This window comes from Algibacter luteus (assembly GCF_900141715.1).
In the GTDB taxonomy this organism is placed as follows: Bacteria; Bacteroidota; Bacteroidia; order Flavobacteriales; family Flavobacteriaceae; genus Arenitalea; species Arenitalea lutea.
The window spans coordinates 219,765-237,664 of record NZ_FQYK01000002.1 but is presented as its reverse complement, the minus strand read 5'-3'; the positions used below and the strand labels follow the sequence as shown (position 1 = coordinate 237,664).

At 32.4% G+C, this 17,900-nt stretch carries 18 protein-coding genes; 9 read left to right on the top strand and 9 right to left on the bottom strand.

Going from position 1 to position 17,900, the window contains the following annotated elements:
• The first annotated feature begins 165 nt into the window (after positions 1–165).
• Both katG and BUA46_RS04505 read left to right on the top strand, forming a co-directional pair.
• The gene (gene katG, locus BUA46_RS04510; RefSeq protein ID WP_019387569.1) at positions 166–2,385 is read left to right on the top strand and encodes a catalase/peroxidase HPI; all 2,220 of its coding nucleotides are present in this window, start codon (positions 166–168) and stop codon (positions 2,383–2,385) included.
• 78 nt (positions 2,386–2,463) lie between these two features.
• Positions 2,464–2,934, top strand: coding sequence for an ankyrin repeat domain-containing protein (locus BUA46_RS04505; protein ID WP_019387568.1), 471 nt, complete (start codon positions 2,464–2,466; stop codon positions 2,932–2,934).
• Positions 2,935–2,966: 32 nt separating this feature from the next.
• Here BUA46_RS04505 and BUA46_RS04500 read toward each other — a convergent pair whose 3' ends face one another.
• The 5 genes from BUA46_RS04500 to nhaC all read right to left on the bottom strand — a co-directional run bounded on the left by BUA46_RS04500 (position 2,967) and on the right by nhaC (position 6,948).
• Positions 2,967–3,941 carry an MBL fold metallo-hydrolase gene (locus BUA46_RS04500; protein ID WP_019387567.1) on the bottom strand — a complete coding sequence of 325 codons (975 nt, stop codon included), beginning with the start codon at positions 3,939–3,941 and terminating at the stop codon, positions 2,967–2,969.
• 188 nt (positions 3,942–4,129) lie between these two features.
• Positions 4,130–4,387, bottom strand: coding sequence for a DUF6952 family protein (locus tag BUA46_RS04495; RefSeq protein WP_019387566.1), 258 nt, complete (start codon positions 4,385–4,387; stop codon positions 4,130–4,132).
• Positions 4,368–4,682: a thioredoxin family protein gene (locus BUA46_RS04490; protein ID WP_026010039.1), complete on the bottom strand. Its 315-nt coding sequence runs from the start codon at positions 4,680–4,682 to the stop codon at positions 4,368–4,370. The genes BUA46_RS04495 and BUA46_RS04490 overlap by 20 nt, the downstream gene beginning before the upstream one ends.
• A gap of 5 nt (positions 4,683–4,687) precedes the next feature.
• Positions 4,688–5,332, bottom strand: coding sequence for a peroxiredoxin (locus BUA46_RS04485; RefSeq protein ID WP_019387564.1), 645 nt, complete (start codon positions 5,330–5,332; stop codon positions 4,688–4,690).
• A gap of 140 nt (positions 5,333–5,472) precedes the next feature.
• Positions 5,473–6,948, bottom strand: a complete 1,476-nt coding sequence (gene nhaC / locus BUA46_RS04480; protein ID WP_019387563.1) for a Na+/H+ antiporter NhaC — start codon at positions 6,946–6,948, stop codon at positions 5,473–5,475.
• Between the two features lie 111 nt (positions 6,949–7,059).
• Between nhaC and BUA46_RS15030 the strand changes: the two genes are divergently transcribed.
• From BUA46_RS15030 to BUA46_RS04465, 4 genes are all read left to right on the top strand, one after another.
• Positions 7,060–7,257, top strand: a complete 198-nt coding sequence (locus BUA46_RS15030; protein ID WP_143148073.1) for a hypothetical protein — start codon at positions 7,060–7,062, stop codon at positions 7,255–7,257.
• Positions 7,258–7,376: 119 nt separating this feature from the next.
• Complete coding sequence (locus BUA46_RS04475; protein ID WP_019387561.1) at positions 7,377–8,150, top strand: hypothetical protein; 774 nt, start codon at positions 7,377–7,379, stop codon at positions 8,148–8,150.
• A gap of 40 nt (positions 8,151–8,190) precedes the next feature.
• On the top strand, positions 8,191–9,213 hold the full coding sequence (locus tag BUA46_RS04470; RefSeq protein ID WP_019387560.1) for a metal-dependent hydrolase: 1,023 nt from the start codon (positions 8,191–8,193) through the stop codon (positions 9,211–9,213).
• A gap of 174 nt (positions 9,214–9,387) precedes the next feature.
• A complete protein-coding gene (locus BUA46_RS04465; protein WP_019387559.1) occupies positions 9,388–9,834 on the top strand; it encodes a hypothetical protein in 447 nt (148 codons plus the stop codon).
• A 40-nt stretch (positions 9,835–9,874) separates the two neighbouring features.
• Here the strand turns inward: BUA46_RS04465 and BUA46_RS04460 are convergent, their stop codons facing one another.
• Complete coding sequence (locus BUA46_RS04460; RefSeq protein WP_019387558.1) at positions 9,875–11,077, bottom strand: aminotransferase class I/II-fold pyridoxal phosphate-dependent enzyme; 1,203 nt, start codon at positions 11,075–11,077, stop codon at positions 9,875–9,877.
• A gap of 188 nt (positions 11,078–11,265) precedes the next feature.
• On the opposite strand from BUA46_RS04460, the gene BUA46_RS04455 reads away from it, so the two are divergent.
• The 3 genes from BUA46_RS04455 to BUA46_RS04430 all read left to right on the top strand — a co-directional run bounded on the left by BUA46_RS04455 (position 11,266) and on the right by BUA46_RS04430 (position 15,361).
• Complete coding sequence (locus BUA46_RS04455) at positions 11,266–11,724, top strand: Lrp/AsnC family transcriptional regulator (RefSeq protein ID WP_019387557.1); 459 nt, start codon at positions 11,266–11,268, stop codon at positions 11,722–11,724.
• 153 nt (positions 11,725–11,877) lie between these two features.
• Positions 11,878–12,396 (top strand): hypothetical protein, encoded by a 519-nt coding sequence (locus BUA46_RS04450; RefSeq protein WP_019387556.1) that lies wholly within the window; start codon positions 11,878–11,880, stop codon positions 12,394–12,396.
• 2,164 nt (positions 12,397–14,560) lie between these two features.
• Positions 14,561–15,361 (top strand): sensor histidine kinase, encoded by an 801-nt coding sequence (locus BUA46_RS04430; protein WP_019387552.1) that lies wholly within the window; start codon positions 14,561–14,563, stop codon positions 15,359–15,361.
• Here the strand turns inward: BUA46_RS04430 and BUA46_RS04425 are convergent, their stop codons facing one another.
• Genes BUA46_RS04425 through BUA46_RS04415 form a run of 3 tightly spaced genes read right to left on the bottom strand, consistent with a single transcriptional unit; the run spans position 15,362 to position 17,845 of the window.
• A complete protein-coding gene (locus BUA46_RS04425) occupies positions 15,362–16,741 on the bottom strand; it encodes an aldehyde dehydrogenase (protein ID WP_019387551.1) in 1,380 nt (459 codons plus the stop codon).
• A gap of 26 nt (positions 16,742–16,767) precedes the next feature.
• Entirely contained in the window at positions 16,768–17,463 is a 696-nt protein-coding gene (locus BUA46_RS04420; protein ID WP_019387550.1) for an RluA family pseudouridine synthase, read from the bottom strand.
• A gap of 28 nt (positions 17,464–17,491) precedes the next feature.
• Complete coding sequence (locus BUA46_RS04415) at positions 17,492–17,845, bottom strand: four helix bundle protein (protein WP_019387549.1); 354 nt, start codon at positions 17,843–17,845, stop codon at positions 17,492–17,494.
• Positions 17,846–17,900 lie beyond the last annotated feature (55 nt).

The window sequence follows — 17,900 nt, the reverse complement described above, 5'->3', positions numbered from 1 at the left end:
TTATAGTATATTTAAAAACTATCATTTTAGAGGTTCATTATAAATTTTATCAATCCTGTTATAGCATTAAAAAATAAATTTAAGTCGGTTTTAAGTCTGTAATTTATTAACTTTAAGACATTCTAATTTTTTAATAATCAACACTAAATATAAATACGTTTTACAATGGATAACAACAATCATCATGGGAAAGTATCGGGTATGAACGCTTCCGATGCTAGTAAATGCCCATTTTTAAGTGGTACAGTTAAGCATACTTCTGGTGGAGGAGTAAAAAATCGCGACTGGTGGCCAAACGAATTGAAACTAAACATACTCCGCCAACACGCTACAAAATCGAATCCTATGGGAGCAGATTTTAATTATGCAGAAGCCTTTAAAAGTTTAGATTACGATGCCATAAAAAAGGATCTTAAAGATTTTATGACAGATTCTCAAGAGTGGTGGCCAGCAGATTACGGACACTATGGTGGATTAATGATAAGAATGGCGTGGCATAGTGCAGGAACTTATAGAGTAGGCGATGGACGAGGAGGAGCCGGATCAGGAAATCAGAGATTTGCTCCTATTAATAGTTGGCCAGATAATGGCAATTTAGATAAGGCACGATTACTATTATGGCCTATAAAACAGAAATACGGCAATAAAATTTCTTGGGCAGATTTAATGATTCTGGCAGGAAACTGCGCTTTAGAATCTATGGGATTCCCCACGTTTGGTTTTGCAGGTGGACGTGAAGATGTTTGGGAACCAGAACAAGATATTTATTGGGGAAGTGAAACAGAATGGGGCGCAAACGAAGATAGATATGAAGATGGAGATTTAGAAGACCCATTAGCCGCTGTTATGATGGGTTGGATTTACGTAAACCCAGAAGGACCAAACGGAAAGCCAGACCCAATGGGTTCCGCACACGATGTGAGAGAGACTTTTGGAAGAATGGCAATGAATGATGAAGAAACCGTTGCACTTGTTGCAGGAGGGCATACCTTTGGAAAAGCCCATGGCGCTGCTGATCCTAATACATACGTAGGTGCTGAACCTCATGGAGCACCTATTGAGCAGATGAGTACAGGTTGGAAAAACACATTCGGAACAGGCGTTTTAGATGATGCGATTACAAGTGGTATTGAAGGTGCTTGGACGCCAAACCCAACACGATGGGATGCCGATTATTTTGATGTATTATTGAATTACGATTGGGAATTGACAAAAAGTCCAGCAGGAGCGCACCAATGGAAACCAACAGCAGCTTCAAAAGCTAAAATGGCTCCTAAAGCGGGCGATCCAAATGGGCGTCAAGAATTGATGATGACCACTGCAGATATTGCTTTAAAAACCGATCCTGCTTATTTAGAAATTTCTAAACGTTTTCATAAAGATCATAAAGCATTTGAAAAGGCCTTTGCTCGTGCTTGGTACAAACTAACACACAGAGATTTAGGTCCAACTACACGTTATTTAGGTCCTGAAGTTCCGAAGGAAGAATTGTTATGGCAAGACCCGATTCCAAAAGTGAATTATAAGTTGAGTACTTCTGATATCGCGTCGTTAAAAAACATGATTTCAGATTCTGGTTTAAGCGTTTCGCAAATGGTTACTACCGCTTGGGCTTCTGCTTCAACATTTAGAGGGTCGGATAATCGAGGAGGTGCAAATGGCGCTCGTATTAGATTAGAACCTCAACGTAGTTGGGAAGTGAATAATCCAGCAGAATTAAACAAAGTGTTAAAGGTTCTGGAAGGGATTAAAAACAATTTTAAAGGAGAAGTATCTTTAGCTGATTTAATTGTATTGGCAGGAAATGTTGGTGTTGAACAAGCTATTAAAAACGCCGGTTATGCTAATAAAGTTGAATTTACTCCAGGTAGAGGTGATGCCTCACAAGAACAAACCGATATTGAGCAATTTGGGTATTTAGAACCCATTGCAGACGGATTTAGAAATTATATTAAAGGCGATTTAAAAATTGCCGCGGAAGATTTATTAGTTGATAAAGCTAATTTATTAACCTTATCGGTGCCAGAAATGACTGTTTTAGTTGGTGGTTTACGCGTGTTAGGCGCTAATTATGACGGATCGGATTACGGCGTGTTTACAAATAAAGTTGGTTCGCTTACTAACGATTTCTTTAAAAACATCTTGGATTTTACATACACTTGGAAAGCGACCTCTGATGATGATAGATATTTTGAAGGAAGCAATCGTAAAACAGGAAAAGTCATATTCAAAGGCACACGTGCCGATTTAATTTTTGGCTCGAATACCGAATTAAGAGCTGTTTGTGAAGTATATGGTGCAAGCGATGGTGAGGCAAAATTTGTTAAAGATTTTGTTTCTGCTTGGACTAAAGTGATGAATTTAGATCGTTTCGATTTGAAATAATAATCATTTGAGATTTTTATAAAAGACTATTTAAATAATTTTTTAGATAGTCTTTTTTAATTTTTTATTTAAGAATATATGAATAAAGTTGAGCTATTTTTTAATGCTTTACAACAAGGTCAATTAGAAACGGTTGAAGCCCAATTAAAGACAAACCCAGAACTTGCAAATGCCAAAGATGTTAGGGGATTTACGCCTTTAATCTTCGCTTCTTACTTTGATAAAAAAGATGTTGTAGAGACACTTTTAAAGCATAATGCTTCAGTTGATGATTGCGATGGTTCCGGAAATACAGCCTTAATTGGTGTAGCCTTTAAAGGAAATACAGATTTAACAAACATTTTAATAAAAGCTGGGGCTAATATAAATGCAATAAATAACCTTGGCTATACACCTTTAATATTCGCTACAATGTATAATCAAGAAAAAGTAGTGAAACTATTATTAAAACATAAAGCAGATAAATTTATTGAAGACAATGAAGGGAAATTGGCAATAGATTATGCCAAAGAAAAAGGCTATAGCGTGATAGTAAATCTATTAAGTTGATATCAGCACTTAAGTGCATTGTTTTCATTGGATTAGAGCTCAAAAACATCTTGAATTTCGCCTATGTGAAAGCCTTGGTCATGAATCAGCTTTCTTTCCTTACTATCATGATTTATCACAGGGTTGGTATGGTTAAAATGAATGAAAATTATTTTGTTTTTTTCTTTACTACTCAGTCCTTTAAATTTCTCCAAACTCTCTATTATAAATGGATGAGGTATTTGGCTTATATCTCTGTTTTCAAGTTCTTCACCACTATAAAAAGTAGCATCTAAAAAAGCGTAATCCACGTTTTTTATTTCTTCAATGATATCCTTTTCCCACTTTTCCCATTTATCAATATCTGGAATAAATAATGCACTCTTATTTGGTCCTTCAATTCGATAGCCAACGGTTTCGGAGTATTCATCTCGATGAGGTACTATAAAAGGCGTCACTTTAAGGGATGTAGATAAATTGACTGATTTTCTGTTTTCCATTTCATGAAGTTCCACATTCTTTCGTAGAACCAATTGATCCCAAGGCCCATTTTTAGATAAAAAGTCTTTCATTTTTGGCATGACAAAAACTGGCGTGTTTTGTGCATCCATGGCTTCTTTTCCTAAATACATTAAACCCGAATAATGACCAATATGGGCATGAGTTAAAAAAATTCCGTTTACAATTTCATTATTGTTTTCGGTGTTTAGGCTGGTTAATATTTTCATCTGTGTTCCAATATCTGGCGTTGCTTCAAATAAATATGCTTTATCATTTTCTTTATCAATAAGCCCTAGTGAAATAACTTGTCTGTTAACATCAGGATTATCGAAAAGCGTACTGCAACAATCCTTTTTACAGGCAATTTGAGGAGAGCCAGCATCTTGAATAGTGCCTAAAATAACAATTGAAGTTTTGCTTAGGCTTTGGTTGATTTTTGTTTTATCTATCAATGCTTTGTCTGAAGGTTTTTTTTCAGAACACGATAGTATCAACAAACTAATGGTTAAGATGACATACTTATTCATTTTGTATTGAGCTACAAATTAATTGATAAAGTTAAATTGAAACACAGTATGTATTTACAATTGAAGTGCTTTATCTAGTTTGAAACTAAGGTAAGTTAATTTTTAATAAAAGGAGTGTGCTGATAAATCAAAAAAACCACCTTGCTTACACAAAGTGGTTTTATAAAAAGTCAATTTCTCTTTTTCAATTATTTGTCAATCGAACCCAAAACGCGACTCATGAAACTATTTAAAGCTTCCTTTTTGGGCGTACCTTCTTTGGTCATTTTATGAACTTCGATGGCTCCATACATATTCGAAATCAATTCGCCAATAACATCTAATTCTTCATCTTTTAAAGATGATACTTCTGTTAAAGCTTCTAACGTTTCAATGGTTTCAACAATGTAATCCTCGTCATTGTCTTCAATAAACTGAGTTAAGTGTTTAATTACTGGTAACTTCATTTACTAAATCTTTTAAAACATCAAATTTGTTGGTTTGCACTTGATTTACAAATGCGCCATTTTTAAAAGTAGCAAAGGTTGGTAAATTATCAACCGTTGCTAACTTTCTGCTTTCTGGGAATTTTTCTGCGTCTGCAATCACAAAAGTAACGTATTCAAGCTCTGAAGCTAATTTTTTTACCTTTGGTTTCATTATACGGCAGTTACCGCACCATGTTGCTGAATACTGTACCACTACAGTTTCGTTTTCGGCAACAAGACTTTGTAAATTATCTTCGTTTAATTCCTTTAACATCATAATTAGTTTGCGTGCGCAGATAAATATTCAGCAACACTGTTTCTATTCGCATTCATAGCGTCTTTTCCTTCTTCCCAGTTTGCAGGACAAACTTCTCCTTTTTCTTGAACGTGTGTTAATGCATCTACTAAACGGATGTACTCGCCAACATTTCTTCCTAAAGGCATGTTGTTAACACTTTCGTGTTGTACAACACCATCTTCATCAATAATATAAGTAGCTCTGTACGTTACGTTATCGCCTTCAACTTGTACTGTTCCTGTTTCCTCATCGTAGGTTTCGTTGGTAATATCTAAAATACCTAAAACACTAGATAAGTTTCTGTTGCTATCCGCTAAAATTGGGTAAGTTACACCTTCAATACCGCCGTTATCTTTTTCAGTGTTTAACCAAGCAAAATGAACCTCAGGCGTATCACAAGATGCACCAATTACAATTGTGTTTCTTTTTTCAAATTCTGGTAAAGCGGCTTGAAAAGCATGTAATTCAGTTGGACAAACAAATGTGAAATCTTTTGGATACCAAAATAACACCACTTTTTTCTTGTTGTTTACAGCTTCTTCTAATACATTTAATTTAAAAGTATCGCCCATGTCATTCATGGCATCTACATTTAAATTTGGGAATTTTTTTCCTACTAAAGACATAAGTATTCTATTTTTTAATAATTAATAATTCGGTTTTACAGCCGCAAAAATAGTATACAAGAGTAGAGTATCGAGCTACATAAAATTTTAAATACTTATTGAGAAATAGTATTTATTTATGCGTGTTGAAAATGAGTGAGTTAGAATTGTTTTTGAGTTTTTAATTGCTTTATTTTAATAGAAAAGGCTGCAAAAAGTAAAGTTGTAAACGGACTTAGCCAATTGAATATAGCATAAAAGAAATACTCGCTAACACCCACACCTAAAACACCTGATTGATAAGCGCCACAGGTATTCCAAGGAATTAAAACCGAGGTAACGGTTCCGGAATCTTCTAGAGTTCTACTTAAATTTTCAGGAGCTAATCCTTTGTCTTGAAAGGCTTTTTTAAACATTTTCCCTGGAATAACAATTGCCAAATATTGATCAGAAGCAATGGTATTCAAGCCTAAGCAACTAATTACAGTACTTGCAAATAAACCAAAAACAGATGTTGCTAAACTTAGAAGGGCGCTTGTAATTCTTGAAAGTGCACCTATGCCGTCCATTATCCCTCCAAAAACCATGGCGCAAATAATTAAGTAAATGGTCCAAAGCATACCTTTCATTCCACCAGCCGAAAATAGGTCATTTAAATTTTCGTTCTCAGTTATAATTTGGGTATCTGAAAACATGGATGTAATTATTGAGTTTATTTTTGATGATCCCAAATTATTAAGTATTTCGGGTTGAAAAATAAAGGCGAAAATGGCTGCTAAAATAACGCCTGCACTTAAGGCTATTAATGGTTTTGTTTTTAGGAGGATAAGTGCTATAACTGCTAAAGGCACTAAAAATAGCCAAGGAGAAATATTAAAAGTAGTTTTTATAGTTTGCAATAAATTACTAACATCTGCGCTTCCAGTAGTTTTGATAACGAAACTTAAAATACTAAACACAATTAAGGTTACGATTATTGTTGGCACCGTTGTAAAACTCATATATCTTATATGTGTAAATAAATCGGTACCTGCCATCGCTGGCGCAAGATTAGTAGTGTCACTTAAGGGTGACATTTTATCACCAAAATAAGCACCTGAAATAACAGCTCCAGCAATCATACCAGAGTTTATTCCTAAAGCAGTTCCTATACCAACCAATGCAATACCAACAGTTGCAGAAGTTGTCCATGAACTACCTGTAGCTATAGATATAATGGCTGATATGATGACAGAAGCAGGTAAAAATATTTCTGGGCTTAGTACCTGTAACCCATAATAAACCATGGCAGGAATTACACCACTAACTAACCAAGTACCGGCTAAAGCACCCACTAGAAATAAAATCATGATTGGAATAAAAACACTCTTTAGATTTTCCCAAATTTCGGTTACCATTCTTAATATGGAAACCTTATTAAAGAAGCCGACAAAAGCTGCAATTAAACCTCCAATAAGTAGAATAAATTGATTAGAATATGCCCCTAAAAGTTCGCCTTCTGCAAATACAATGTTATAAAAAAGAAGTCCCATTAGGATAATCACAGGAATTAAAGCTTCTAAAAAATTTAGTTCTTTATTTTCTATGATAGTTTGGGTATCTGCTTTAAATTCAGAGATATTCTTGTCCTTTTTCATTCGGATTTTTTTGGTCCTGTAATGTTACGATTTTCTATGTTTCTTTCAAAATGATGTGACTTAATTGATTTTGTGGGTCATAATCAAGTAAACCTCAAATTGTTAGTTCCAATGTTATTTGCCTTATCATTATTATTCGTATTTGTAGTTCTTTATTTTATGATTTACAGCAAATCTGATTCTAAATCAAATTCAAATTATAATTTCAAAGAGAACGCTATGGAAGAAAATATAGAACCAAAAGCCTCTAATTTGGATATTCAGTCCGCGTTAATGCCTGATGAGTTATATTTTCTACGTTCGAAATAATCTTAAAATCAAAGGTATTTCACAGCATTTGAACTTTTTGCAACTGTATAATTCACACAAATGTATTTAATGCCACACTTTTTTTGAATAATCATCGTTAAGTATTAACTTGTAAAATAATGAAAAAAATAGTCTCTCAGTTTTTTTTGTTATTATGTTTAAATTTGTTTGCACAGGTTGGGATAGGCACAACGAATCCGCTATCAACTTTAGATGTTAATGGTTCTTTATCTTTAAATATAATAACAACTTCATCCAGTCTCACACTAAATGATTCTCATCATACCGTAATACTGTCTGGAAATCCCACAATCACTTTACCTTTAGCGAGTGCTTGTTTGGGTAGAATATATTGTATTAAAAATCCAACTAGTAATGTTACCACGGTGTCTAATTTTACCAATTTGAATGGCATAGTAACTTCAACCATAAAAAGCAGAACTACAATTCAATTACAGAGTGATGGTACCAATTGGCAACAAATAGGCGAAAACAAAGTTGCGTACGAGAAGATTGTTATTTGGGCAGAAGAAGCAGGTAGTATTAGCAATAACAATTCGCAATGGTCTTATGGAAATGGCGATGCTGGTTTTATTGGTATTCCATTACCAGAAGCGTGGGAAGCTTATGCCGTAAGTTTTCATGCCGATAATACTTTAAATGCTACCGATACATTAATTATGGGCGTGGGAGATATTTCAGCAAATAATACCTTTACAGAGCTTTTTAGGTTTACTGCTTCCGGTGCCAATGATAATATGTCTTACACCGAAGTTTTAGCGACACCTATTGCAATCCCGTCAGGAACCACTTTAGGTTTCAGATCAATAACTGAAGTTGGCAATATAAATAGTGCGCGTGTGGCTGTTTGGCTAAGACGAATTCCTCAATAGCTGTTTATATAAATTAGTTAGTTAACTTTGCTAGCTAAATATGGATTCACTTACTCAAATTGTTTTAGGAGCAGCATGCGGAGAAGCTGTGCTTGGAAAGAAAATAGGCAATAAAGCTTTGTTATTTGGTGCGATTGGAGGCACTATTCCTGATTTAGATGTTTTGGTGGGAAGTTGGCTTTATGGCAACGAAATTGATGCCATGTTGTTTCATAGAGGATTCATGCACTCTATTTTATTTTCAATTTTAGCAGCTATAATACTTGGTTGGCTTACCTATAAATTATATAATTCTGGTAAGCGTCGAAATTCTACAACGCTAAAAGACTGGATTAGTTTATTCTTTTGGTCGTTGTTTACACATCCTATTTTAGATTGTTTTACACCTTATGGCACCCAATTATTCGCCCCTTTTAGTAATTATAGAGTGGCCTTAAATAATATTGCAGTTGCAGATCCTGCTTACACGTTTCCCTTTTTAGTTTGCATGATAGCGTTAATGTTTTTTAAACGTACATCTTTAAAAAGACGGTTTTTGCTAAAAACCGGTATAGGTATCAGCTCTGTTTATATGCTTTTTACTTTTGGAAACAAGCTATATATCGATTCCGTTTTTAGAAAATCTTTAAAAGAAAGTTATATTAGTGCCACTAGATTTAGTACGCAACCAGCAATTTTTAATAATATATTGTGGTATGGAATTGCAGAAACCGAGAGTTCATATTATGTTTCTGATTATTCTCTAATGGATACGAAAAATAGCTTTTTAGACTTTAAAAAAGTTCCTAAACAACGCGATTTAAAACCTTCAGATTATAAAGACATAAAAGATTTAGCTTGGTTTAGTAACCAGTATTACAGTGTATATAAATTAGGTGAAAATGAATTTGAATATAACGACCTTAGATACCCGCTGTTAGATCTTGATAATCCTAACACATCTGTTTTTAGTTTAAGGCTCTACGAAGATGGTAACAGGTTAAACATGAAACCCTTTAAACCTAAGTTTGAAAGTTTAGGTGATATTATTAATACTTTATGGATAAGGATTAAAGGAATCTAGAATCTGTTTTAAGTTTAATTGAATCTTTTGTGAACGTCTAATTTGACGTATATTGAGCGGTTTAAGGATTATACTTTGCACTTTTATTTAACTGATTTTAAGTTGTTTACGTTTGATTTGTGACCAAATTGTTAATTGGGGTCCAAATATTAAAACAATTAATCCATTATTAAAATGTCCTCATTTATTAATCTATTTAAAATATATTTTATATCCTTTTTTTCATTTTGGTCGGATGAAAATGTCGATCCAGTTTTAAATATTTATGTTAATAGCGAAGTTGTAAATCATCTATCTGAAATTGAAAAACCAAAGAGTTACAATCCCATTAAGAGTTTTAATAATAAGGCATCAAGAGTAATTGGTATATCGTCACCCAAAAGAAAATTTAGTAACCTAGAATTGGATTCTAAAATAAGCGTTCTTTATTTTAGGTTAAGAAAAAATTTAGAAACACTCGTTTATCTTTCAGAATTAGAATCTCAGTTTGATGATAAATTTGAATTATCACAAGTAATTCAGCAGTATAATTCCATTAAAAAGTCTATTCAGGTTGATACCATTGATATCTCAAACGAATTGGCATATTACAGAGCATTACAACATGATGCTTGTGCCTAATACTTACTTTTAAAAATTTAGTTGTGCTAATTGTCTATTTTTAATTCAGAATATTTAGCTTCACCATGCATTCATGCATCATTTGGTAAGTGCGTTCAATATCTGCGTCTAATCCAATAGAGAATCGAATTAATCCGTCACTTAAGCCCATTTCCTTTTGTTCTTCTTCTGGAATTTCTGATGAAGTAGAACTTCCCGGAGCACTAAATAAGGTTTTATAAAACCCTAAACTCACAGCAAGATATCCTAAATTATTGTTTTGCATAAGTTCCATTAACTCATTAGCTTTCTCTATTGAGCCAACATCTATGGTTAACATACCCCCAAAGCCGTAATCCTTATTCATCATAGTTTTAAATAATTCGTGTGAAGGATGCGATTTTAAACCAGGATAAACTGTTTTTAAACCATCAGCTTCAAATTTTTCTGCAAGATACAAGCCATTTTTACTGTGTTGTTGCATACGAATATGTAATGTTCTTAGGTTTTTCAAAATAGAAGCAGCCCTCAGACTATCCATAGTTGAACCTAAAAGCATCGAAGCACCATCATTGACATTACGTAAGTCATTTATAAATTCTTGAGTACCACAAACCACACCACCAACGGTATCACTAGAGCCATTAATAAACTTGGTTAAACTGTGAATTACAATATCTGCACCTAAGGTTGCAGGCGAAATTGAAAGGGGAGAAAACGTATTGTCTACTACTAATTTTAAACCATGCTTTTTGGCAATTTTAGCTAAACCATTAATGTCGGCCACTTCTAACAACGGATTACTAACAGATTCGCAGTAAATTATTTTGGTGTTTTTAGTTATTGCTGCTTCAACCAAATCAAGTTTTGTAATATCAACAAAGCTGGTGTTAATATTAAATTTAGGCGTAAAATTTTTAAAAAACGCATAAGTACCGCCGTATATGGTTCTGCTAGAAACGATATGATCTCCAGCGCTACAAAGTTGCATAATTACGGGTGTAATTGCGCCCATACCAGAGGCCGATACGTTCGCCGTTTCTGTACCTTCCATAGCAGCAAGGGCTTCCCCTAAATATAAATTTGAAGGCGAGGAGTGACGCGAATACAGATAGCAACCATCGGCATTTCCTTCAAAAGTATCAAACATCGTTTTCGCAGATAGGAAAGTGTAAGTTGAACTATCAGATATGGAAGGATTAACTCCTCCGAATTCGCCAAAATATTGGAGATCTTGAATGTTATTTGCGGGTTTAAATGCCATGATTTATAGTTTTGTAGTGTTGAATGGGTTAGAAAACAAATATTATTGAGTTCAAAATTGATTAATTTTAGATTAAAAAACAATATAAGATAGTAATTGTAGAAAATAAATCTAAAAAATGTATTATTTATAGATAATAAAATTGTAATTTACTTCATTATTACCTATTTTAAGAAATATATTCAACTATGATATTTGATGCTACAGATAAAAAATTATTAGAATTACTACAAAAGGATAGTAAACAAACCAATAAAGAGCTTTCTAATAATTTGGGGCTGTCAGTTACAGCTGTTTACGAACGAATAAAAAAACTAGAAAAAGAAGGATTTATAGATGGTTATATTGCGATTGTGAATAAACAGAAAGTTGAGCGCGATTTTGTAGTATTTTGTCATGTCAAACTCGTTCAACACAGTCAAGAGTTCGTTGTAAGCTTTGAGAAGGAGGTAAAAGAGTTAAACGAAGTATTGGAATGCTACCATTTAAGTGGCGATTATGATTATTTACTTAAGGTTTTAGTTAAAGATATGGCAGCATTTAGAGAATTTATGGTAAATAAATTAACGCGTATTAACCATATTGGAAGTACACACAGCATGTTCGTTATCAACGAAGTAAAACATAGTTATGCTATTAATTTATAAGCGATATAATATAATGTTGTAAAAAAGTTGTTCGACTGTTTGTTAAGTATTACGAATTACCAAAAAATCTTTATAACACAAGTATTCTTACAATAGTTAAATCTTTTTACTATTTTTAAGCAAGCTATTATTAACTAAACAACTTTTTAAAACATGAAAAAACTAGGACCAATTATTTTAGGAATAATCATTGGAGCAGTATTAACGTATTATTTTTGTCCGAGGCAATGTGATGATAAACCAACTATGTATGCAGAAAATAAAATACCCAAAGACACTATATCGGTAGCTGAAGCTAAATTGCTTAGCAAGAATTGGGAAGAACGAAATCCAACTGAAGTTGATTCTACTTTAGAAGTAGAAGGTTCAAAAAAGAAAATTCGTTCTGTATGGTGGTCTTTAGATGATGTTAATGCGTATTTAGCTTATGCCAAAGCAAAATCTGATACTTTAGGGTATACCATGACGGGTGTTCGAGTATATTTGGGTAATTACGGAAAAGTAAAAGACCCTATTAAAAAGAATAGAAACACGATGTTTATTGTTCCAACTGGGCCTAAAAACACATCAAAGGCAAGCAGTTTAAATCTATTATTACCTCCGTCTGATGATGATATTCCTGCACCGCCATTTAATGATGGAGGAGGAGGTGATGAGAACTATCCTCAATAGTAATAAGATTTTTGGAAGAAATCTTATTTGAATATAGAACTGAAATAACCAGAGTTGTTGAGTTAACGGCAACTATAACTGGAATTGTACTTTTTAAAAAATATAAGTATACTCATGCAAAGTATTTTATATATTTTTTAATATATCTTTCTTTTGGTGATTTTGTTAGTACATACACCCATCATGTTAAAAATGATGGGTTTTTAAATTTTTTAGAGGGCACAGTATTAGAGAAAAACTATTGGTGGTCAACTTTGTTTTGGAAAGTAGGCGCCATTTTATTTTTTGCTTACTATTACAACAAAATATTAAGGACGAAAAAGTTTAAATTAATTATAAAAGTTATTGGTTTAATTTTCTTAGTTTTTTCGATTATTTATATTGTATTAAATTGGGATGATTATTTTATTCGATTTTTTCCTTCTATAAATATTTTTGGTGCGTGTGTCATATTTTTTTGCACAGTATTTTATTTCATCGAAGTACTTAGAAGCAATAAAATTCTAATATTTTATAAATCGTTAAATTTTTATATCAGTTTTGCCATTTTTATTTGGTGGTTAATCATAACGCCTATTGTTTTTTTCGATATTTATTTACTAAATAGAGATTTTGAATATATTCGATTGAGATATTTAATTTATTTAATTGCTAACATCATTATGTATTCAACTTTCACCTTTGCCCTAATATTCTGTAAACCAGATAAAACTGGAATAAATTAATCTTGTGGATGACTTCTTAATAAAAAACTACATACACATAACACATTTTGTGGAGATTCTTGCTGCGGTAACTGGAATATTACTTTTCAAGAAATATAAATACACATACACTAAATATTTTATATACTTTTTAGTGTTTATTGCTTTCGCTGAAATCGTGTCGATGTATACTTATTTGGTTGAAAATAACGGTATTTTAGGTTTTCTTAAGGACACGGTTTTTAGAAGAAATTATTGGTGGGGTACATTGTTTTGGAGCATAGGAGGTATTATGTTTTATTCCTTTTATTTTCTAAAAATATTGAAAACAAAGCGTTTTCGTATTATCTTAAAAATAAGTCGCTATGCTTTTCTATGCTTTTGCCTCATTTATATAGCTCTTAATTTCAGTGATTTTTTTATCAGACCATTTCAAATCATTAGTGTACTCGGAGCCCTTATTATATTTATGTGTGCTATATTTTATTTTTTAGAAATTTTGGAAAGCGATACCGTTTTATACTTTTATAAATCTATTAATTTTTACATTGCAGCTACGATATTTTTATGGTGGTTAATAATTACACCTTTAGTGTTCTTTCATATTTATTTTAGGAACGTTGATTGGGATTTTATTCATTTAAAATGGAAAATTTTTCTGTTCTCTAATATTTTTATGTATTTAACTTTCACATTTGCCTTTATTTGGTGTAGTCCGGAGAAGGAACATAATCTTAAAGAATGAATGATTTTTTAATTGAAAATTATTCTTTACTCACAAAGAGTTTAGAAATATTGGCAGCTGTAACTGGTATATTTGTTTATAGAAAATTTAGTAATTCAGTAGTTAAATATTTCATATACTTTTTAATTTATGTAGCCATTTTAGAATTGGTAGGAGGGTATATAATTTATGTGAGACCCAACGAGTTCTTGCATTTTCTTATGGGTACTTTAATTGAAAAAAACTATTGGTTATATACGATTTGTTGGAAAATTGGAGCCATACTTTTTTTTAATTTTTATTACTTTAAGATTATTGAAAATAACAGGTTAAAAACTGTTTTAAAATACACTGGCTATTCATATCTCGTGTTTTCAATAGTTTATATTATAGCGAACGGGAATAAATTTTTTCACATGTCTTTTCCAATTTTAAGTGTTTTTGGAGCCATCATAGTGTTTACTTGCTGCACATTTTATTTTATCGAACTCTTACGAAGTGAAAAAGTTTTATTTTTTTATAGATCATTAAATTTTTATATTTCAGTTGTGATATTTATTTGGTGGTTGATTACAACTCCTCTGATATTTTACAGCATGTATTATAGCTCAGTGGATTTGAGTAAGCCGTTTAGGCATCCAGAATTTTTTGGCGATTTGAATTATATAACTTTACAAAAAAAGATATATCTCTATTCAAATATGTTTATGTATTTAACTTATACCTTTGCTTTATTATGGTGCAAACCGCAGAACGATTAACAAGTACAGCCTCAGAGCGATATTTATTAGTGTATATGATTTTAGTTTTAATTATCATTACATCACTAGTTATTGTGTTTTTTGTTGTTTTTCAAAAACGAAAAAATAAACTTCTTCAAGAAAGGATAAAGCAACAACAAGCTTTTGAAGCCGAAATAATTCAAGCTCAAACAGAAGCTCAAGAACAAACATTAAAAAATATAGGTTGGGAATTGCATGATAATGTTGGGCAATTATTATCATTCGCAAGCATGCAATTAAGCATACTTAAAATGCAAGTTTCAGACGATGTTAAAGAAAAGTTTAAAGACACCACAGATGCCCTTAGCAATGGCTTGAAAGAGGTAAGATCGCTATCTAGAACATTAAATAATGATGTAATTTTGAATATTGGCTTTGAGAAGTCTATCACTAACGAGTTAGACCGACTTAAAAAAATGAAATTCACATCAGCTGAGCTCAGAATTATAGGTGATAAAGTTGAGTTTAACGACCGAAAACATGAAATTATCATTTTTAGAATTCTTCAAGAGTTTTTGTCTAATTCAGTAAAATATTCTGAGGCTAAAAACATTGGTATTACGCTAGATTACAGACCTGAAAAAATAATTATTACTGCTACAGATGACGGTAAAGGTTTTGATATTAATGAAATAGAACAAGGTTCCGGGTTGATTAATATGAAAAGTAGAGCCCAATTAATTAAAGCTATTTTAGATATAAGTTCTAAACCCGGAAATGGGGTTAATCTCACCTTAGATTATCCTTTAGCTTAATTAGCCAAAATACTTAAATACTTTCTTTAATAACTTTAATTTGCTTTGGTAAGGAGCATACCTAAACGTAGGGTCAAACCAAAGACCTCGTTTAACAATTGGTTTTAAGTTTGAGAACGCATAAAAACCGTATTCGCCATGGTAATTACCAATACCGCTGGCTCCAACGCCTCCAAACGGCAATTTATCGTTTCCGAAATGAATCAATGTATCGTTAATAACGCCGCCACCAAAACTAAATTTATCTAGAACAGATTTTATAAAAGTTTTGTTTTCTGAAAATACGTAAAGTGATAAAGGTTTATCCAAATTCCAAATAATATGTTCAATATCCTCTTGGTTTTGATAAGGAATTATCGGTAATATTGGTCCGAATATTTCTTCTTGCATTATCGGACTAGAAAGCGATGGATTGTCAATTAAAGTTGGAGAAACATAACAATCTTCTTCCTTGATAACGCCACCATATACAATCTTCTCACTTTCAAGTAGCGCAGCTAATCTTTTAGTGTTCTTTTGATTAATTATTCGAGGAAAATCTGGTGAAGTTTCAGGGTTTTCGCCATATCTTTTAATTATTTCTGTTTTTAAGGCAATTATGAGACGCTCTTTAATTTCTGTTTTTACGATAATATAATCTGGCGCAATACACGTTTGTCCGCCATTGAGTAGTTTTCCCCAAATTAATCGTCTTGCAACCAATTTTAAATTAACGGTATTATCGATTATACAGGGTGATTTTCCACCTAGCTCTAGGGTAACAGGTGTTAAATGTTTAGCAGCAGCTTCAGCAACAATTTTTCCAACCTTCGTGCTTCCAGTAAAAAAGATGTAATCCCATTTTTCAGCCAAAAGCGCTGTCGATGTTTCAACACCACCTTCAATAGAAATGGCTTGTGATTCCTCAAAAACATTTTTAATTATTTGGGTTATAATTTTAGAGGTTTGCTTTGTTAATTCGCTTGGTTTTAAAACCACTGTATTTCCAGCGGCAATGGCCATAATTAATGGCTCTAAAGCTAATAAAAACGGATAATTCCAGGGGGCAATAATCAATACCGTCCCGTATGGTTCTTTGTAAATAAAGTCTTTTGAAGGAAAGGTTAATAAAGATGCTGGAATGCGTTGTGGTTTAGTCCATTGTTTTAGATTCTTAATGGCTAAGTTAAGCTGTGATATAACTAGCCCGAACTCACTTAAATACGCTTCGAAACCAGACTTTCTAAAGTCTTGATGAAGTGCGTTTAAAATAGCTTCCTCATTTGCTATTATTTCAACCTTAAAGGCTTTTAAAAGTGAAATTCTATCTGAAACATCCTTAGTTTTCTGTGATCTAAAAAATGATTTTTGTGTTGCAACAATTTCTGGAATGGGTCTCAATTTTTTCTTTTAAAGATATGAAATATTTAAAGACAAGCGTTCCATAATGCATCATCTGGTAATGGTGCATCAATGGAGATGTTTTCTTTTTTAACAGGGTGAATAAAGTCTATATGTTTAGCATGTAGGCTGATGCTTGCGTCTTTATTACTGCGGTCGAAGCCATATTTTAAATCGCCTTTTATTGGGCAGCCAATATTTGAGAGTTGAGCTCGAATTTGATGATGTCTGCCCGTTTCTAAATTCACTTCAAGTAAAAAATAAGAATCCAGTTTTTTAATGAGTTTATAATGAAGAATGGCTTTTTTGCTGTCTATTACCTCTTTAGAATAGGCTGTAGATTTATTGTTTTTAGGATTCTTTTTTAACCAATTTATAAGTGTGTCTTCTTGTTTTGGTGGTTGGTTTTTAACTAAAGCCCAGTATGTTTTTTTGATGTCTTTTGAAAGAAATAATTTATTCAGTCTCGGTAAAACTTTGCTTGTTTTTGCGAATATGACGAGTCCGGTTGTTGGTCTGTCTAGCCTATGAACCGTTCCCAAATATACGTTTCCAGGCTTATTGTATTTATCTTTTATATATTCTTTTACAACATCACTAAGTGGTTTATCACCCGTTTTATCGCCTTGCACAATATCGCCAGCTCGTTTATTTACTATGATAATATGGTTGTCTTCATGTAAGACCTGAAGGTTGTATTTGTTAGACAATACTTTAGACATTTTTAGACCTGTTAGATTTTTAGACCCGTTAGATTTTTAGGGTTGATTTAAATTTTGAAATCATTTTTATAATTTGTTCTATTTCGTTTAAAGCATTATTTAATTCAGTATTATCAATAAACTTTAAATCTGAAGAAATTAATAGTTGTGTTTCTATTTCGTAACAAGAACCTAAGGCTATTTGTAAAAACCTAGCAAAGTCTTTTTCCGAAAGTCTTGAAGAGCCTTCAGCTATATTTGAAGGAATGGAAACCGAAGCGCGCCTCAGTTGATTTGTAAGCCCAAATTTTTCTGATTCAGGAAATTTGGAAGTTAAACTATATATTTCAGAACTAAAAACTCTGCTTCTTTTCCAAATTTCTAATTCTTTGAATCTGTGCATCTATATTATCTAATTTATCTAATAATCTAGCAATCTAGCAATCTAGCAATCTAGC

What these genes read in the sequence shown, in the direction of transcription:
- katG (WP_019387569.1), top strand. Translation starts at nt 166, where the DNA reads ATGGATAACAACAATCATCATGGGAAAGTATCGGGTATGAACGCTTCC.
- BUA46_RS04505 (WP_019387568.1), top strand. Translation starts at nt 2,464, where the DNA reads ATGAATAAAGTTGAGCTATTTTTTAATGCTTTACAACAAGGTCAATTA.
- BUA46_RS04500 (WP_019387567.1), bottom strand. Translation starts at nt 3,941, where the DNA reads ATGAATAAGTATGTCATCTTAACCATTAGTTTGTTGATACTATCGTGT.
- BUA46_RS04495 (WP_019387566.1), bottom strand. Translation starts at nt 4,387, where the DNA reads ATGAAGTTACCAGTAATTAAACACTTAACTCAGTTTATTGAAGACAAT.
- BUA46_RS04490 (WP_026010039.1), bottom strand. Translation starts at nt 4,682, where the DNA reads ATGTTAAAGGAATTAAACGAAGATAATTTACAAAGTCTTGTTGCCGAA.
- BUA46_RS04485 (WP_019387564.1), bottom strand. Translation starts at nt 5,332, where the DNA reads ATGTCTTTAGTAGGAAAAAAATTCCCAAATTTAAATGTAGATGCCATG.
- nhaC (WP_019387563.1), bottom strand. Translation starts at nt 6,948, where the DNA reads ATGAAAAAGGACAAGAATATCTCTGAATTTAAAGCAGATACCCAAACT.
- BUA46_RS15030 (WP_143148073.1), top strand. Translation starts at nt 7,060, where the DNA reads ATGTTATTTGCCTTATCATTATTATTCGTATTTGTAGTTCTTTATTTT.
- BUA46_RS04475 (WP_019387561.1), top strand. Translation starts at nt 7,377, where the DNA reads ATGAAAAAAATAGTCTCTCAGTTTTTTTTGTTATTATGTTTAAATTTG.
- BUA46_RS04470 (WP_019387560.1), top strand. Translation starts at nt 8,191, where the DNA reads ATGGATTCACTTACTCAAATTGTTTTAGGAGCAGCATGCGGAGAAGCT.
- BUA46_RS04465 (WP_019387559.1), top strand. Translation starts at nt 9,388, where the DNA reads ATGTCCTCATTTATTAATCTATTTAAAATATATTTTATATCCTTTTTT.
- BUA46_RS04460 (WP_019387558.1), bottom strand. Translation starts at nt 11,077, where the DNA reads ATGGCATTTAAACCCGCAAATAACATTCAAGATCTCCAATATTTTGGC.
- BUA46_RS04455 (WP_019387557.1), top strand. Translation starts at nt 11,266, where the DNA reads ATGATATTTGATGCTACAGATAAAAAATTATTAGAATTACTACAAAAG.
- BUA46_RS04450 (WP_019387556.1), top strand. Translation starts at nt 11,878, where the DNA reads ATGAAAAAACTAGGACCAATTATTTTAGGAATAATCATTGGAGCAGTA.
- BUA46_RS04430 (WP_019387552.1), top strand. Translation starts at nt 14,561, where the DNA reads ATGGTGCAAACCGCAGAACGATTAACAAGTACAGCCTCAGAGCGATAT.
- BUA46_RS04420 (WP_019387550.1), bottom strand. Translation starts at nt 17,463, where the DNA reads ATGTCTAAAGTATTGTCTAACAAATACAACCTTCAGGTCTTACATGAA.
- BUA46_RS04415 (WP_019387549.1), bottom strand. Translation starts at nt 17,845, where the DNA reads ATGCACAGATTCAAAGAATTAGAAATTTGGAAAAGAAGCAGAGTTTTT.